The organism is Lacibacter sediminis, from assembly GCF_014168535.1.
In the GTDB taxonomy this organism is placed as follows: Bacteria; Bacteroidota; Bacteroidia; order Chitinophagales; family Chitinophagaceae; genus Lacibacter; species Lacibacter sediminis.
Map to the genome: position 1 here is coordinate 4,035,338 of NZ_CP060007.1, position 15,607 is coordinate 4,050,944.

The 15,607-nt window shown below is 40.8% G+C and carries 18 protein-coding genes; 14 read left to right on the forward strand and 4 right to left on the reverse strand.

Annotated features, from left to right (window positions below):
- The first annotated feature begins 5 nt into the window (after positions 1-5).
- From H4075_RS17120 to H4075_RS17140, 5 genes are all read left to right on the forward strand, one after another.
- Positions 6-359: a hypothetical protein gene (locus tag H4075_RS17120; protein ID WP_182802045.1), complete on the forward strand. Its 354-nt coding sequence runs from the start codon at positions 6-8 to the stop codon at positions 357-359.
- 21 nt (positions 360-380) lie between these two features.
- Positions 381-818 (forward strand): hypothetical protein, encoded by a 438-nt coding sequence (locus H4075_RS17125; RefSeq protein WP_182802046.1) that lies wholly within the window; start codon positions 381-383, stop codon positions 816-818.
- Between the two features lie 7 nt (positions 819-825).
- Positions 826-1,809 carry a TIGR01777 family oxidoreductase gene (locus tag H4075_RS17130; RefSeq protein WP_182802047.1) on the forward strand — a complete coding sequence of 328 codons (984 nt, stop codon included), beginning with the start codon at positions 826-828 and terminating at the stop codon, positions 1,807-1,809.
- Between the two features lie 34 nt (positions 1,810-1,843).
- Positions 1,844-2,206, forward strand: a complete 363-nt coding sequence (locus H4075_RS17135; protein WP_182802048.1) for a CoA-binding protein — start codon at positions 1,844-1,846, stop codon at positions 2,204-2,206.
- A gap of 156 nt (positions 2,207-2,362) precedes the next feature.
- Positions 2,363-2,836 (forward strand): ribonuclease H-like YkuK family protein, encoded by a 474-nt coding sequence (locus tag H4075_RS17140; protein WP_182802049.1) that lies wholly within the window; start codon positions 2,363-2,365, stop codon positions 2,834-2,836.
- Positions 2,837-2,963: 127 nt separating this feature from the next.
- On the opposite strand, the gene H4075_RS17145 is transcribed toward H4075_RS17140, so the two are convergent.
- The 3 genes from H4075_RS17145 to dnaB all read right to left on the reverse strand — a co-directional run bounded on the left by H4075_RS17145 (position 2,964) and on the right by dnaB (position 5,622).
- Positions 2,964-3,125, reverse strand: a complete 162-nt coding sequence (locus H4075_RS17145) for a hypothetical protein (protein WP_182802050.1) — start codon at positions 3,123-3,125, stop codon at positions 2,964-2,966.
- 113 nt (positions 3,126-3,238) lie between these two features.
- Positions 3,239-3,958, reverse strand: coding sequence for an RsmE family RNA methyltransferase (locus H4075_RS17150; RefSeq protein WP_182802051.1), 720 nt, complete (start codon positions 3,956-3,958; stop codon positions 3,239-3,241).
- A gap of 65 nt (positions 3,959-4,023) precedes the next feature.
- Positions 4,024-5,622, reverse strand: coding sequence for a replicative DNA helicase (gene dnaB / locus H4075_RS17155; protein ID WP_182802052.1), 1,599 nt, complete (start codon positions 5,620-5,622; stop codon positions 4,024-4,026).
- A 606-nt stretch (positions 5,623-6,228) separates the two neighbouring features.
- Between dnaB and pheT the strand changes: the two genes are divergently transcribed.
- Positions 6,229-8,652 (forward strand): phenylalanine--tRNA ligase subunit beta, encoded by a 2,424-nt coding sequence (pheT, locus tag H4075_RS17160; protein WP_182802053.1) that lies wholly within the window; start codon positions 6,229-6,231, stop codon positions 8,650-8,652.
- Between the two features lie 23 nt (positions 8,653-8,675).
- Complete coding sequence (locus H4075_RS17165) at positions 8,676-8,963, forward strand: hypothetical protein (RefSeq protein ID WP_182802054.1); 288 nt, start codon at positions 8,676-8,678, stop codon at positions 8,961-8,963.
- Between the two features lie 2 nt (positions 8,964-8,965).
- Here H4075_RS17165 and H4075_RS17170 read toward each other — a convergent pair whose 3' ends face one another.
- Complete coding sequence (locus H4075_RS17170; RefSeq protein WP_182802055.1) at positions 8,966-9,217, reverse strand: hypothetical protein; 252 nt, start codon at positions 9,215-9,217, stop codon at positions 8,966-8,968.
- Positions 9,218-9,335: 118 nt separating this feature from the next.
- On the opposite strand from H4075_RS17170, the gene H4075_RS17175 reads away from it, so the two are divergent.
- From H4075_RS17175 to H4075_RS17200, 7 genes are all read left to right on the forward strand, one after another.
- The gene (locus H4075_RS17175) at positions 9,336-9,641 is read left to right on the forward strand and encodes a cell division protein ZapA (RefSeq protein WP_182802056.1); all 306 of its coding nucleotides are present in this window, start codon (positions 9,336-9,338) and stop codon (positions 9,639-9,641) included.
- A 207-nt stretch (positions 9,642-9,848) separates the two neighbouring features.
- Positions 9,849-11,414, forward strand: a complete 1,566-nt coding sequence (rny, locus tag H4075_RS17180; RefSeq protein ID WP_182802057.1) for a ribonuclease Y — start codon at positions 9,849-9,851, stop codon at positions 11,412-11,414.
- A 124-nt stretch (positions 11,415-11,538) separates the two neighbouring features.
- Positions 11,539-11,892, forward strand: a complete 354-nt coding sequence (gene rplS, locus H4075_RS17185) for a 50S ribosomal protein L19 (protein WP_182802058.1) — start codon at positions 11,539-11,541, stop codon at positions 11,890-11,892.
- Between the two features lie 172 nt (positions 11,893-12,064).
- Positions 12,065-12,190, forward strand: coding sequence for a hypothetical protein (locus H4075_RS21700; RefSeq protein ID WP_255460217.1), 126 nt, complete (start codon positions 12,065-12,067; stop codon positions 12,188-12,190).
- Between the two features lie 114 nt (positions 12,191-12,304).
- Positions 12,305-12,520 (forward strand): Sec-independent protein translocase subunit TatA/TatB, encoded by a 216-nt coding sequence (locus H4075_RS17190; RefSeq protein WP_182802059.1) that lies wholly within the window; start codon positions 12,305-12,307, stop codon positions 12,518-12,520.
- A gap of 53 nt (positions 12,521-12,573) precedes the next feature.
- A complete protein-coding gene (gene gatA, locus H4075_RS17195; RefSeq protein WP_182802060.1) occupies positions 12,574-14,019 on the forward strand; it encodes an Asp-tRNA(Asn)/Glu-tRNA(Gln) amidotransferase subunit GatA in 1,446 nt (481 codons plus the stop codon).
- A 53-nt stretch (positions 14,020-14,072) separates the two neighbouring features.
- Complete coding sequence (locus H4075_RS17200; RefSeq protein WP_182802061.1) at positions 14,073-15,119, forward strand: lytic transglycosylase domain-containing protein; 1,047 nt, start codon at positions 14,073-14,075, stop codon at positions 15,117-15,119.
- The last annotated feature ends 488 nt before the right edge of the window (positions 15,120-15,607 follow it).

Sequence of the window (15,607 nt, forward strand, 5' to 3'; positions counted from 1 at the left end):
GAAACATGAAACTGTTTAAGCAATTCGAATTTTACAGTAGTGTATTACTGATCTTGGCATTTTTTATCAGCTGGCTTATTACACATGAGGGCGGACTACTCTTCACTGCCTACTATGTTGTTGGAGCCCTACACGTAACCGGTATGATCGTCCATGCTTTGGCACATTGGTTTACAAATACCAATAGCCTTCGTTTGTATTATCACTGGTTGGTTGTTATTCTGCTGCTGCTTACTCCACTTGGTATTGGCTTATGGATATTATTATATGCCGCCCCTTTCATGGCAATTGTATACACATGGATCTGCTGGAGAGAATTAAGGGCTTTGCAATTGAAAGAGTTTGTGCATTTGAAATAATTCATCACTAAATAAATTGTTATGAACTACACAATCCCCAACTGGCTCATTTACATTGGCGCAGCCGGACAAATTTTTACAGCCATGGTTTATCCTTATGTGCGACACAAAGTTTTCGATTGGTACAACGATATCAAAAAGCTAAAACCGCTTAACCAGGAAATCGCAAAAACATATGGTCGCTACATACAAGGTTTAAACTTTTCCTTTGGTTTGATCTCCTTCTTACTGGCTGATGAGTTAAAGAATGGCAGTCCGCTTGCTGTTGCAGTAACCGGGTTAATTGCTGCTTACTGGACGGGTAAAGTCATTACACAATTTGCGTACTACCCTATGTATGAAATTCCAAATAAGCTCATTTTTAAAATTGGAGAAGTATTGATGAATACATTGTTCATCACCTTTGCAGTTGTGTTTATCTGGTTGTTTGTTTTTAATATTATATATTATTTAAACTAAGTACAAAATGACAAACAAAAAGATAATTATTGCAGGTGGTTCCGGCTTTATTGGGGAAGAAATGATCAGGTACTTTGGGAAAGATAATACGATTGTTATTTTAACAAGACAATTGCCCAACAGCAGTAATAACAGAAATCAATATACCAGTCTTACAAGTACTGAGCTTTCAAAAACTACTTTCATTCAGTGGGATGGAAAGACGATTGGACCATGGCACAAAGAATTAGATGGAGCAGATATGATTGTGAACATGGCAGGTAAATCTGTGAACTGCCGGTACACAGCAAAAAACAAACAGGAAATTATTGACAGCCGTGTCAATGCAACAAAAATAATTGGCGAAGCGATTCATAAACTTGTACAGCCTCCAAAGCTTTGGATCAATGCCTCGTCTGCAACTATTTATAGACATGCCGAAGACAAACCGCAGGATGAATTAACAGGCGAAATCAAAGATGACTTTTCTGTTCGTGTATGTAAGCAGTGGGAAGAAACATTTTATGAAGAAAGAACTCCATTCACAAGGAAGGCCGCATTGCGAATGGCAATTACACTTGGGTCAGGTGGAGTAATGATTCCCTATTTCAATCTACTAAAATTCGGATTGGGAGGCAAACAAGGCAACGGTAAACAAATGTATAGCTGGGTGCATATTGAAGACACTTGCAGAATGATTGAATACTTGTACGAACATAATGAGCTGGAAGGAACCTATAATTGTTCATCACCCAATCCTGTGAGCAATGAGCACTTCATGGAAACACTTAGAAAAGTAACCAATACAAAAATCGGTCTTCCCGCTTTTGAATGGATGCTGAAGTTGGGAGCATTCATCATTGGAACAGAAACTGAATTAGTGCTTAAAAGCAGATGGGTTGTTCCAACAAAAATGCTGCAAGCTGGATTTGTATTTAAGTATCCACACCTGAAGGATGCATTGGAACAGGTAATTGCATCTACTCCTAAAAAACAATACAAGCTTTGGTAAAACTGCAGCGCTTCAATTGATGTAACTTTACAACATGAGCAAAAAAACACTTGTACTCGGCGCCTCTGATAACAGTTCACGGTACAGCTATCTTGCCATACAACGTCTTCGCAATAAAGGCCACGAAGTAGTTGGTATTGGTAAGCATACAGGAACTGTTGATGATGTAACAATTGAAACAACAAAGCAACCTGTTGAAGAGCTCGATACTGTTACGCTCTACCTCAATCCTCTTCATCAAAAAGAATATTACGATTATATTCTTTCGCTCAAACCAAAACGCATCATCTTTAACCCGGGTGCTGAAAATGAAGAGCTGAAACAACTTGCGCTTCAAAATAATATTCAGCCAATGGAAGCCTGTACATTGGTGTTATTAAGTACCGGGCAATATTAAGCGGATTGTAGATTGACGATTGCGGTACCACTTACCAGTTGCCTATTATACATTGTCTGTTTTCTTCTTCGGTTATCCCCAGCTGTTAATAAACACATAACTCAACAATCTTGCAGCAGCCGGAAAGAATTTCGTAAATTAGGGAAACCCTTTTTTATGAAATGGAGAAAATTCAATGGCGAGCATATCCGCATTCCGATCAAGGAAGAGGTACGTGCCGCCATTATAAGAGAAACCGGCAAAGGCTTTCGCCTGAAAGTTTGTGTTGGTACCGACAGCCAGGTAAAAGGAATGGAAACAGAGTTTGCAACGGTCATTGTTTTTCTACGTGAAGGTCATGGCGGCTTCATGTTCATTCACAACGAAAAAACAAGACAGAAGTATTCCATTAAAGAACGTATGCTTGTTGAAGTTGCAAAGAGTATTGAAATTGCTTATGAGCTTTGCGACCTCTTTACAGAGTATGATGTGGATATGGAAGTACATGCCGACATCAACACCAACCCTCACTTCAAAAGCAATGAAGCATTGCGTGAAGCAATGGGTTATATCCTTGGTATGGGCTTTGCCTTTAAAGCCAAACCTGAAGCTTTCGCCAGCAGCAGCTGTGCCAATAAAATTGTGAACTGATCTTTTGCACAGGTTCATCTTTCAACTGTGTGAACCACGGTTAGGTCTTCGTCTCTCCAACCTTAGCTGTTAATTACCTCTCTAAGCTTGAAATATCCAATCGCATATAATAAGAAAACAGTAAAACCTACTTGCTGAATGCTGTTGGTGTTGCCATCCATGTGTCCGCATAATCAGAATCCTGATTGAAGAATTGTTTTGTTAGAGAACTAACAAACAGATACGCCAAGAATAAAAGTGAAAGTGAAATAAACACAATACCGCCAACAGATAAAATATCCCTTTTCATATTCTCATGTTTTAGAAATGAAAGAAAAATTTTGCGGCAGAGATAAATTAATCAATTGTAAGGTCGGCCTATTCTATTTAAAAAGCAACACTTGAGTTTTGCGTTTTCTGCTATTAGGCAATACATAATAATGCAGCAGCAACTACTCCTGCAGTTTCGGTTCTTAATCTCGTTTCACCTAACATAACCGGTTTAAATTCTGCAGCAATTGCCAGATTAATTTCCTCATTGGTGAAATCACCTTCAGGACCGATCAGTATTATACAATTTGACCCTTCGGCTTCGCTCAGGATTTTATTCAATGAATTCCTTTCTGTTTCTTCGCAATGAGCGATCAGTTTCAGTATTCCGTCAGACGAGGGCGTCAGGCGAAGTGCATTTTCAAATTTCATTGGCTCATGCAAAAGAGACAACCATCTTTGCTGGCTTTGTAACATTGCACTTACTACTATTCCTTTCATACGATCATAACGGAAATGTTGTCGTTCCGTGCGTTCGCACAGCAACGGAATAATTTCTGTAACACCGATCTCTGTTGCCTTTTCCAAAAACCATTCAAACCGACTTGCATTCTTAACCAAAGAAACTGCGATAGTTATTTTGCGAGCAGCTTGTGGCTGATAGCTTACAGCCTTTACCTGCACCACGCAATGTTTCTTATGTGCATCGCTGATTGCAGCAGTGAGCATACTTCCTTTCCCATCTGTTAAATTCAATTGCTCACCCACCTGCATACGCAATACCTGCACTACGTGTTTGGAAGTTTCTTCATTCAACGTAATGAGTTGCTGAGTTGCATCAAAAGTTTCAATATAAAAAAATGGTAGAGCCATAAAAAAATTTGTCCCGCTTTAAGCAAGCGGGACAAATCTAAAATCATACATCCGAAATCAGAAATCTAAAACGGCGTTTCCTCATCGAAGTTCATATCATTCATTTTACTGCCTTTCTGAACAAATACTTTCGGACCATCATCACTTGGTACCGGTTTCCAGTTTCCGCCACCGGGCATCATACCTGGTCCGCCAGGTAATGGCCCCTGTGAACCACCAAATCCGCCACCTCCCATATTATCACCAAAATCATCTTCCACAAATTTCTGGATATGAAGTAAAGCTCTCAGCTTGATCGTTTCCAACGAACCGTTCCTGTGCTTCGCAATACGAATATGTGTTTCACCACGATTGCTTTCACCAAATTCGTTCGATGTAATATCATAGTACTCGGGACGATACAGGAACATCACCATATCGGCATCCTGTTCAATGGCACCCGATTCACGGAGATCACTCAACTGTGGCATCTTGTTACCATCTTTACGTTTCTCTACTTCACGACTCAACTGCGAAAGTGCAATGATGGGAATGTTCAATTCCTTGGCGAGTTGTTTCAAGCCCCTTGAAATAGTACTGATCTCCTGTTCACGGTTGGTATTTTTATTACCGGCACTTCCACTCATCAACTGCAAGTAATCGATAATGATTAAACCTACGCCATGTTTGTTTACAAGTCGGCGGGCTTTGGCACGTAATTCAAAAATATTCAGAGCAGCACTGTCATCAATAAAGATGGGCGCTTTCGCTAAACGTTCAATACCTTTTTTGTACAACTGCTGCACTTCATGATCTTCCAGTTTACCACGGGAAATTTTTTCCAGCATGATCTCACTTTCGGCAGAAAGAATACGTTGCACCAACTGTGCAGCACCCATCTCAAGTGAGAAGAAAGCAACAGGTGTTGGTTTACTTGCACTCAATGCAGCATTCCGAAGGAGGTTCAACGCAAACGCTGTTTTACCCACGGCAGGTCGTGCAGCGAGGATCACCAGATCCGATGGTTGCCAACCGTAGATCACTTTATCCATGGTAGCAAAACCGGTTGGTACACCGGTAATGTCTTCCTGCTTATTCCGCATGTCTTCAATCCGCTGAATGGTTTTGATCAACACATTATCAAACGAATCAAAGTTTTTACGGAGATAGTTATTGGTTATTTCAAACAGTTTGCTTTCTGCATCATCCAGCAAATCGAATACGTCGGTACTTTCTTCGTATGCATCACCAATGGTTTCGCCACTGATGCGGATCAATTCACGCTGCAAAAATTTCTGCAGAATGATACGTGCATGCGCTTCAATGTTGGCAGTAGAAACAACGGTATTGGTTAATCGGGTTACATAGTAAGCACCGCCAACCATTTCCAGTTCTTCACGCATTTTTAATTCTTCCACCACTGTAAGCAGATCAATGGGCGAACTCTTAGCAGTAAGCCCCTGCATAGCACGGAAGATGCGTTGGTGTGCATCTACATAAAAACATTCCGGACGTAAGATTTCGCTGATAGCATCGAAAGCACTTTTTTCGAGCATTACGGCACCAAGTACAGCTTCTTCAAGTTCCTTCGCCTGCGGCGGAACTTTGCCATATACCATGGTGGTGAGGTCAAGCGGCGCCTTCCGCTTTGTTTTGCGGTCTTTATTGAGATTAGTAAGATCCATAGTTAAACAGGAAATACAATGGTTGAATTTGGGTTCTTTTCTTTCACAATCGTTTACCCAATTTTCATGTTAAGCAATTGTTACCGGAACAAGGGCGACGAATGTAAATGAGAAAATGATACAAGCAAAAACAAATCCTCGCCTTAATTTCTTCAACTGCAATTCACATTAAATTCACGGTTATCCACCGCTTTTGCTCATTCATTCACATAAATCAAGCCTGTTATCCTCAATTTAAAATATTTTTTCGCCCAAACCTAATGTATTTGCACACCCGCTGTGCAGAAAGATTTTACTGCTTTTTTTTGGCAGACTGATGCGGATTACAATATGGATTTTTACGGTTTTTCCTCCTTTTGCTTTACCTGAAAACCTTTACCCGCTTGCTTTTGGTATCATTAAGGAACGCTAAAAACTGATTATAACGCCGGTCTGCACTTGCGCCTGACTGTTACCTTTTTTAGCTATTGATTTTGCGTGATTCTTCATTGCAGAAAAATGGTTCGGGATATGATTTTTTGATGCTTGATTTCGCCCAAAACTCGTTTACTCCTCAAGCCTTCAATCAATTATCTTTGCAGCTTTCTGAATAAAAGTTGATTAAGTATGACGATCAGTTATAAATGGCTCCATGAATATTTGCCCGTAGCAGTAGAACCCGAGCGTTTGAGCCGCATCCTTACTTCCATTGGTTTAGAAGTGGAAAGTATGGAAGCATATGAAGAAGTGAAAGGTGGGCTGAAAGGCCTCGTGATTGGTGAAGTGCTCACTTGCGAAAAACATCCCGATGCTGATAAACTTTCGCTTACCACAGTGAATGTTGGTTCTGCAGAACCTTTGCAAATCGTTTGTGGTGCACCGAATGTTGCTGTTGGTCAAAAAGTGGTGGTGGCAACAGTTGGTACAACCATTTACCCGTTGACCGGCGAACCAATGACCATGAAAAAAGCAAAGATCCGTGGCGTTGAAAGCCAGGGAATGATCTGTGCCGAAGATGAAATTGGTTTAGGTGCAAGTCATGCAGGCATCATGATCCTGATAGAAGATGCAAGAGTGGGAAGTTTGGCATCGGATTATTTTCAATTATACACCGATTGGATTATTGAAATTGGTTTAACACCCAACCACATGGATGCCATGAGCCATATGGGTGTGGCAAGAGATGTAATTGCTTATCTCAACTTTCATGATAAAAAACAATACACGCTTAAAACGCCGTTCAGCAACGGATTTAAAGTTGATAATAAATCGTTACCAATCACTGTAAAAGTTGAGAACAAAGATGCATGTCAGCGTTATGCAGGTGTAAGCATCAGTAATATAACGGTGAAAGAAAGCCCAACCTGGTTGAAACAACGATTAAAAGCAATTGGTGTCCGTCCTATTAATAATATAGTCGACATCACGAATTACATTCTGCATGAAACCGGTCAGCCATTGCATGCATTTGATGCAGATGCTATCACGGGTAAAGAAGTGATCGTAAAAAATCTTCCTGAAGGAACTCCGTTTCTTACACTCGATGAAAAAGAGCGCAAGCTGAGTGTTGAAGACTTGATGATCTGCAATGCAGAAGAACCCATGTGTATTGCCGGTGTGTTCGGTGGCACAAAAAGTGGTGTGAAAGAAAGCACGAAGAATATCTTTTTAGAAAGTGCATGGTTCAACCCAATTACAACACGTAAAACATCTTTCCGTCATAACCTGCGCACTGATGCTGCTACACGTTTTGAAAAAGGCGTTGATATTAGCAACGCAGTGAACGTATTAAAACGTGCTGCTTTATTGATCAAAGAATTAGGTGGCGGTGAAATTGCAAGCGATGTGGTGGATGTTTATCCAACACCCAAACAAAAAACACAGATCGCTCTCAAGTTTCATTACCTGAAAAAGATCAGTGGTAAAAATTATCACCCGGATACGGTAAAGAAAATATTTGAATCACTCAATTTTGAATTGATCAAAGAATCAATTGATGAAATATGGGTAGCTGCTCCTTTCAGCAAACCTGATATGGAACTGCCTGCTGATCTTGCAGAAGAAGTAATGCGTATTGATGGATTGGATAACGTAGAGATACCAACAAGCATCACTATTTCTCCGTCAACCGAAGCAGATCAAACAAGTTTCGCATATAAAGAAAAGATCAGCAATATACTTGCCGGCCAGGGTTTCAATGAAATCTTCACCAACTCTATTGCCAACAGTGCATGGTACAGTGAAGAAGTATTGTCAACAACTGTAAAGATGTTGAACAACCTGAGTGCTGAATTGAATGTGATGCGTCCGTCAATGCTGGAAACAGGATTGCAATGCGTTTCCTTTAATCTCAACCGCAGGAATAACAATCTGCGCCTGTTTGAATTTGGAAAAACATATACCACTTCAGACGTTGGTAAATATTTTGAAACAGATCATTTAGCGATCTACACAACCGGTAGTACCGAAGCATCATGGAAACAAAAAGCTTCAGCAACGGATGTGTATTTTCTGAAATCGGTGGTCAACAGTATTCTCCAATACGCAGGCTTAACTGCTGAAACTGAAATTGCAGAAGCAGAAAAAGGGTTCAGTGGTTTGATCAACTACAAAGTGAAAAAGCAAGTAATTGCAAAAATTGGCATTGTTGATGCTGCACAATTAAAACAGTTCGATATCAAACAACCGGTTTATTTCGCCGATATTAACTGGAACATCTTAACACAGCTTGCTGCAAAAGCAAAACTGGAGTACAAAGAAATTCCACGTTTCCCGGCGGTTGAGCGTGACCTGGCCATTGTAATTGAAAAAGGCATCAGTTATGCTGAAGTGGAAAAAACGATCAACAATGCAAAAGTGGCTCGCTTGAAAGCTGTTTCATTATTCGATGTGTTTGAAAGTGAAAAGATAGGTGCAGATAAAAAATCGATGGCGCTCAACTTTATCTTCCAAGACGATGAAAAAACATTAGTGGACAAAGAAACGGAGAAGATGATGGATACGCTTATCCAGGCATTGGAAAAACAATTGTCGGCAGAGATCAGAAAATAATATCTTTCAGCAAACAATTCATTGTGACAGCTATTGATCAACATATTCAATCTCTCCAGCAAAAAATGCAGTTGCTCATTAAAAGGCATCAGCAGCTGGAAAAGGAGAATAAAAAGCTGAAAGATGAGTTGAGCAATTTAAAAGAAAAACAGTTCGATAGAAAACAGGAGACAGAAGTATTGGAAATGCAGAATGCGATCCTAAAAGCATCGCAGCAACAACTGGATGACAAAGAGAAGAAAGAACTTGAAAAAAAGCTCAATCTGTTTATTAAGGAGATCGATCGATGTATTGCTTTGCTTACGGAATAGAATTACACACGTTTAATGATGCGCATTTTCATTTCGTCATCACCTTGTTTTAATTCAATGGTGTAAACGCCATACGGCAAGTCATTCAATCCGCTCCAGATAAGTGAATGGTGAGCAGATACTTCTGATTCTAAACGACGGCATACATATCCACTCTCATCTTTCAATACTGCTCTTACGGCATGCTTATCCGGCGAAGAAAGTTCTAACGTAAGTGTATCAATGAACACTTGTGGTTTCACTTTTGCGAACATGTTTCTGAGGTTGGTTTAGAGATAATAAAACGGGAGGTATTTTCTCAGCCGGCAACGGATGGATAAGGAGGCTTTTTTAACGAGTGTCTAATATATAACAACCTTTTTATATTTTAGTATGATGGAATCATTAATTCCGATAAATATTGTTATTGGCGATCGCAGTTACAGGATCAAAGTAAGCCCCGAACATGAGGAGCATGTACGCAAAACTGTAAAGATCATCAATGAAAAGGTCCTCGAATATCGTACCAGTTTTGCCGGAAAGGATATGCAGGACTATATTTCAATGGTGCTCATTTGGTATGCAACAGATGTTACGTCAACTAATACAAAAGGTGCTGACACTACTGATGAATCTGCGGCTGCTGATGCGTTAAAGAAGCTGGAACTTCAGATCGACCAATTATTGCAGCAGGCGTAACAATCAAGGCAAAAAATCTCAGCTTGTTCATTTAGAACAATAATCAATAGCCTACCTATACATGTTAAAGCCTTGATTCTGTTAGTGGCGTCAAGGTTTCCTACCTCTTTTTTCTGTATTTTCGCCACTATTGTCCCGCTATGAACTTATACAACGCCATAGAAAGGAACGATTTGCAGAAAACAAACAACAAACCAGTCAACAACAATGGAACCAGCAATTTTATATGTCATAATAGGTGTGGTCGCACTCATAGCAGGTGTGATTTTGGGCAAGATCATCTTTGCAAAAAACACCCGTAAACAGTTAGAGGAAGCAGATTTACAGGCACAATCAATCATAAAAGAAGCAGGGCTGAGAGCAGAAACCATCCGTAAGGAAAAGGAACTGGAAGCGAAAGAAAAATTCGTACAGCTCAAATCGGATTATGATCGTGAAGTAACGGAACGCAACCGCAAGATCAACGAAAGTGAGAACCGTGCCCGCCAGAAAGAACAATCGATCAACCAGAAAGAAGCCAATCTCGACAAACAGATAAAGGAGAATGAGGCGATCAAGGAAAACCTCAACCGCCAGATCGAGGTAGTAAACCTGAAACGTACCGAACTGGAGAAACACCAGGAAGAGCATATCCGCCGTTTGGAAAAAATTGCCGGTTTAAGTGCCGAAGAAGCCAAGAACCAATTGATCGAAAGTCTGAAGCAGGAAGCACAAACACGTGCTTTGGTATTGCAACAGGAAATTATTGAAGATGCCAAATTAAAGGCTAATAAGGAAGCACGTAAGATCGTGATCCAGTCTATTCAGCGTACAGCTGCTGAACAAACAATTGAAAATACTGTAACCGTTTTCAACCTTGAAAGCGATGAAATAAAAGGCCAGATCATTGGTCGTGAAGGCCGTAACATCCGTGCTATTGAAGCAGCAACAGGTGTTGACCTGATCGTTGATGATACACCCGAAGCCATTCTTCTCTCCTCTTTCGATCCGCTTCGTCGTGAAGTAGCCCGTTTGAGCTTACAACGTTTGGTTGCCGATGGTCGTATTCACCCTGCACGTGTTGAAGAAGTGGTTGAAAAAACCCGTAAGCAACTGGAAGAGCAGGTAATGGAAATTGGCGAGCGTACTGTTATTGAGTTGGGTATTCACGGTATGCACAAAGAATTGATCAGGATGGTGGGACGTATGCGTTTCCGTTCATCTTATGGTCAAAACCTGTTGATGCACAGCCGTGAAACAGCCAACCTCTGCTCAATCATGGCTGCTGAATTAGGCATGAATCCGAAATTGGCAAAACGTGCCGGCCTCTTGCACGATATTGGTAAAGTGCCGGATGAAGAAACTGAATTGAGCCACGCATTGCTTGGTGCCAAGCTTGCTGAAAAATATGGTGAGAACCCGGCAGTAGTAAATGCCATTGGTGCCCACCACGATGAAATGGAAATGCAGTATGTGATCTCGCCAATCGTTCAGGCTTGCGATGCCATCAGTGGTGCAAGACCTGGTGCCCGTCGTGAGATCATGCAACAATACCTCCAGCGTATCAAGGATCTGGAGAACCTGGCAATGGGTTATCCCGGTGTTGAAAAAGCCTATGCCATCCAGGCTGGTCGTGAATTGAGGGTAATTGTGGAAGCTGAGAAAGTAACCGATGCAGAATCAGATAAATTGAGCTTTGAAATGGCACAGAAGATACAAACCGAAATGGTTTATCCCGGCCAGATCAAGGTGACTGTTATTCGTGAAAAAAGAGCTGTAAACGTAGCGAGGTAGTTAGAGAGTAATTGGGAATTAGGGATTAGGAAAGAGTGAATCAACTTTTTTTCCAAATTCCTGCCAACAAATTGCCGATTCCTCCAAAAACCCCCTACCTTTGCCGTCCTAAAAATTAAGAGTTATGAACGCCGCTGTTGCATTTGTACATGAGCAATTGACTGCTAAGAAAGAACAACCAAAGTTCAAAGCAGGTGATAACGTTACTGTGAATTATAAGATCGTTGAGGGTGGTAAAGAGCGTATCCAGGGTTTCCGTGGAGATGTGATCAAACGCCAGGGACAAGGCGCAACTGCAACATTTACAGTGCGTAAGATCTCTGATGGTGTTGGTGTTGAACGTACTTTCCCGGTTAACTCACCAAACGTTGATTCAATTGAACTCAACAAAGTAGGTAAAGTAAGCCGTGCAAAACTCTTCTACCTCCGTGAAAGAAGCGGTAAAAGTGCCCGTATTAAGGAAAAGCGCATGAGATAATCGGCGTTTTGAACATATTTAACAAAGGGGGAAAGAAAACTTTCCCCTTTTATGTTTTAAATAACCGGATTTCATTCTTATATTTAAGCCCCGAATCGTTCAGATTCTCCTAATCCCATACCTTTTGAAGTAATCGTTACTCTATTTATTAACTAAATAAGTCGTCTCGATCATGAAAAAGGTATTAGTAGCCCTCGCTGTAATTACAATGTTTTTAATGTCATGTAACCGTGGTATCACTCCTTACCAGGCTGCAAATGGCAAAGCAGGTAAATGCGGCAGGAATTTTATCCGTTAATCTCTACTGAAATTAAACGCATTGAAACCTTCCGTTACCGGAAGGTTTTTTATTTTTCTTTTCAAGGCGGCGTTACAAATAACTGTAACTTTGTGTTCCTTTAAAATTTATATCATGAATTTTCAACCCATACTTCTCGGCGTTCTCGGTACCCAGGAAATTATCATTATTGCCATTATCATTTTGTTGTTGTTCGGCGGTCGTAAGATCCCTGAGCTGATGAAAGGTTTGGGTAAAGGTATCCGTGAATTCAACGATGCCAAGAACACTGTTCGTAAAGAAATCGAGGAGAGCTCTACTCCTACTGATGCAAATCAGAGCAAACAGTAATTTCTTTAACGCTCATTTTCGTTCTCACTTCAATTTTCTGAAGAGATTCTTCATTGTATCCTTTTGCAACCATAAAAGCATACCAGCAACGTTTGTTTGATGGAAAAACCTCCTGTAAACAGGCGGTTGAATTCTATTTAGCACAAACAAACAAGTATGAACATCTTAATGCGTTGCTGCACACTTTTCCGGAAGAAGCATTACAAAGGGCAACTGAATTAGATGAGCAACGTGCTGCAGGTAAAACAGCCGGCAAACTCCATGGTGTTGTTATTACAGTTAAAGATGTCATTGCCTGGCAGCAACATCCTTTGTCTGCATCATCAAACATTCTCAAAAACTTTCATTCTATTTATAACTCGACAGCTGTACAAAAACTGTTGGCTGAAGATGCGATCATCATCGGTATAAATAACTGTGATGAATTTGCCATGGGCAGCAGCAATGAAAATTCTGCGTTTGGACCAGTAAAAAATATGCTGGATGAGACAAGGGTTCCGGGCGGATCATCAGGTGGTTCAGCAGTTGCTGTACAAGCCAACCTTTGCATGGTGAGTTTAGGTAGCGATACAGGCGGTTCCGTTCGTCAGCCTGCAGATTTCTGTGGTATTGTGGGAGTGAAGCCAACCTATGGACGTGTAAGCAGACATGGGCTGATCGCTTACGGCTCCAGCTTCGACCAGATCGGTGTATTGTCTCATACCGTTGAGGATGCTTCGCTTGTGCTTTCTGTAATTGCAGGAGCTGATGATTTCGATGCCACGGTTTCCACTCTTCCTGTTCCGGATTATACCTCAGCCATTGCTGAAAAAAGATCAACCAAGCCTGTACTTGGCTATTTCAAACAAACCTTGCAACATGCAGGTTTGGATGAAGAGATCAGAACAACGCATACAAACTTCATTAACCAATTGAAAGCAGATGGATATGAAGTGAAAGAACTGGACTTTGATCTGATCGACTATATCGTACCAACCTACTATGTTCTTACCACTGCTGAAGCCAGCAGTAACCTCTCCCGTTTTGATGGGGTGCGTTACGGCTACCAGGCAACACCTGTAAAAGAAGAATTAACAGAATTTTACTCGGCCAACCGTTCGGAAGGTTTTGGTAAAGAAGTGCAGCGCCGCATTATGCTGGGCACATTTGTGTTAAGTGCCGGTTATTACGATGCTTATTATACAAAAGCGCAACAGGTACGTCGCAAATTATATGAACAAACGAAACTGGTTTTCAGCGATATAGACGTATTGCTCATGCCTGTATCTCCTTCCACCGCATTTAAGATCGGCGAAAAGAGCAGCAACCCGATCGAGATGTATTTAGCTGATATCTATACCGTATTTGCCAACCTCGTTGGTATCCCCGGCGTTTCGATTCCGTTGTTTCAGCACAGCAATGGTTTACCGTTTGGACTTCAATTGATGACAAAGCATTTCGATGAAGTATCTTTGCTCGGCCTTGCTGATGCGCTGTTAAAAAATTACAAGGCATCGTAAGGGTTTTGCCGATGCATAAAATTATTCTTTCCATCATATTAATCACTTGTTCTGTGTTTTCATTTGCACAGAAGGATTCTGCTGTTAATAGCAGCGCCGTTGACACCTTAGGAGAAAACAAGCAAGGCGATGTATCGAAATATGGATTCCAGGCACTTTTCGTCAACAAGGAATTTAATTCCTCTACTTCTTACGATGCGCAGATCCATCCGCAGGCTTGGGGATTTATACAAGATTATCTCGACCGTTATGGAAAGAACCTGCAGAAAATGAAAGGTTGGGGAATGCCTTATTTTACCTTGATCGATAATGTGCTTACACAATACGGTCTGCCACATGAATTAAAATATCTCGCCGTTATTGAAAGCGGACTGAACACGAATGCCACCAGTTGGGTTGGTGCACGTGGCCCTTGGCAGTTTATGCCTTACACCGCCAAAGAATATGGTTTGAATGTAAATAACTGGATTGACGAACGTACTGATTATTTCCGCAGCACACATGCCGCAGCAAAATATCTTACTTCTCTTTATAATGATCTAAATGATTGGTTGCTGGTGATCGCTGCTTATAATGGTGGACCAGGACGTGTGTACAGTGCCATCAAGAAAAGTGGCAGTCGTGATTTCTGGAAACTGCAATACTATCTTCCGGCAGAAAGCAGGATGCATGTAAAGAAATTTATTGCCACACATTATATCATGGAAGGAAAAGGTGGCATCACAACTGTAGTGAATGATGGCAAACAACCTGCAGCAATCGAGTTTGCGCCTGAGAAAACAGATCCGAATATTGCTGTGCAGCCGATCGTTGGTAAATTTAGTTCAGTTGTAATGGCAAAGAATCTGGTGATCGATCTTTTATACTTCAATCAACTCAATCCAAACTTTGATGCAGTACTTGCCGGCAACACCATTTTCAATCTTCGTTTGCCGAAAGATAAAATGCAGATCTTTAATTCTAACCGCTATAACATCCTGAATGAAAGTGTGCAATTACTCATGCGCTTTTATGGCGAAGATGGCATGAAAGATATTTATCCCAAAGTATCTGATTTGCCGGAGGTGAAGAAGAAACCGGCGCCTAAGAAAAAAGGATAAATATCCCTGATTATTTTACGGTACACTTCAATTAAGCTACTTCATATTGAAATTAAGGCACTGTACCATGCAATTGAGACAGTGTAACTGCCAATTAATTTACTGTTCACTTCAATTAAGTTTCTGCATCTGTTCATTAAGTTACTGCACGCTGTTATTAAGACACTGTAACATGTAAATAAGACAGTGCACACAATCATTTATAGAATGTAACTACGGTTTTATGAATAGTGACACTTGTTTAAGTTCTTGAAATAGAGGAAAGCAGGCGGGAATACTTGAATGTGGTTGGTCGGGAGACACAACCACGGCATGTTTTTTTGATAAGGACTACGAAGGTTAAAAATTCTTTTCAAAAAATTGTTTGGTTGTACGAATATTAAAAACCAGAATCACTATGCCCGAACTAATAAAAACAGACCACATTGTGAACATTAGCCATGAATTTTCCCAAGGCAGAATCAACATAATTGGAACGAAAAAATAAA

Coding starts and splice junctions, on each gene's coding strand:
- H4075_RS21700 (WP_255460217.1), top strand. CDS start 12,065: ATGAAAAAGGTATTAGTAGCCCTCGCTGTAATTACAATGTTTTTAATG.
- H4075_RS17125 (WP_182802046.1), top strand. CDS start 381: ATGAACTACACAATCCCCAACTGGCTCATTTACATTGGCGCAGCCGGA.
- H4075_RS17145 (WP_182802050.1), bottom strand. CDS start 3,125: ATGAAAAGGGATATTTTATCTGTTGGCGGTATTGTGTTTATTTCACTT.
- H4075_RS17130 (WP_182802047.1), top strand. CDS start 826: ATGACAAACAAAAAGATAATTATTGCAGGTGGTTCCGGCTTTATTGGG.
- rny (WP_182802057.1), top strand. CDS start 9,849: ATGGAACCAGCAATTTTATATGTCATAATAGGTGTGGTCGCACTCATA.
- rplS (WP_182802058.1), top strand. CDS start 11,539: ATGAACGCCGCTGTTGCATTTGTACATGAGCAATTGACTGCTAAGAAA.
- H4075_RS17190 (WP_182802059.1), top strand. CDS start 12,305: ATGAATTTTCAACCCATACTTCTCGGCGTTCTCGGTACCCAGGAAATT.
- pheT (WP_182802053.1), top strand. CDS start 6,229: ATGACGATCAGTTATAAATGGCTCCATGAATATTTGCCCGTAGCAGTA.
- dnaB (WP_182802052.1), bottom strand. CDS start 5,622: ATGGATCTTACTAATCTCAATAAAGACCGCAAAACAAAGCGGAAGGCG.
- H4075_RS17120 (WP_182802045.1), top strand. CDS start 6: ATGAAACTGTTTAAGCAATTCGAATTTTACAGTAGTGTATTACTGATC.
- H4075_RS17140 (WP_182802049.1), top strand. CDS start 2,363: ATGAAATGGAGAAAATTCAATGGCGAGCATATCCGCATTCCGATCAAG.
- H4075_RS17135 (WP_182802048.1), top strand. CDS start 1,844: ATGAGCAAAAAAACACTTGTACTCGGCGCCTCTGATAACAGTTCACGG.
- H4075_RS17175 (WP_182802056.1), top strand. CDS start 9,336: ATGATGGAATCATTAATTCCGATAAATATTGTTATTGGCGATCGCAGT.
- H4075_RS17170 (WP_182802055.1), bottom strand. CDS start 9,217: ATGTTCGCAAAAGTGAAACCACAAGTGTTCATTGATACACTTACGTTA.
- H4075_RS17150 (WP_182802051.1), bottom strand. CDS start 3,958: ATGGCTCTACCATTTTTTTATATTGAAACTTTTGATGCAACTCAGCAA.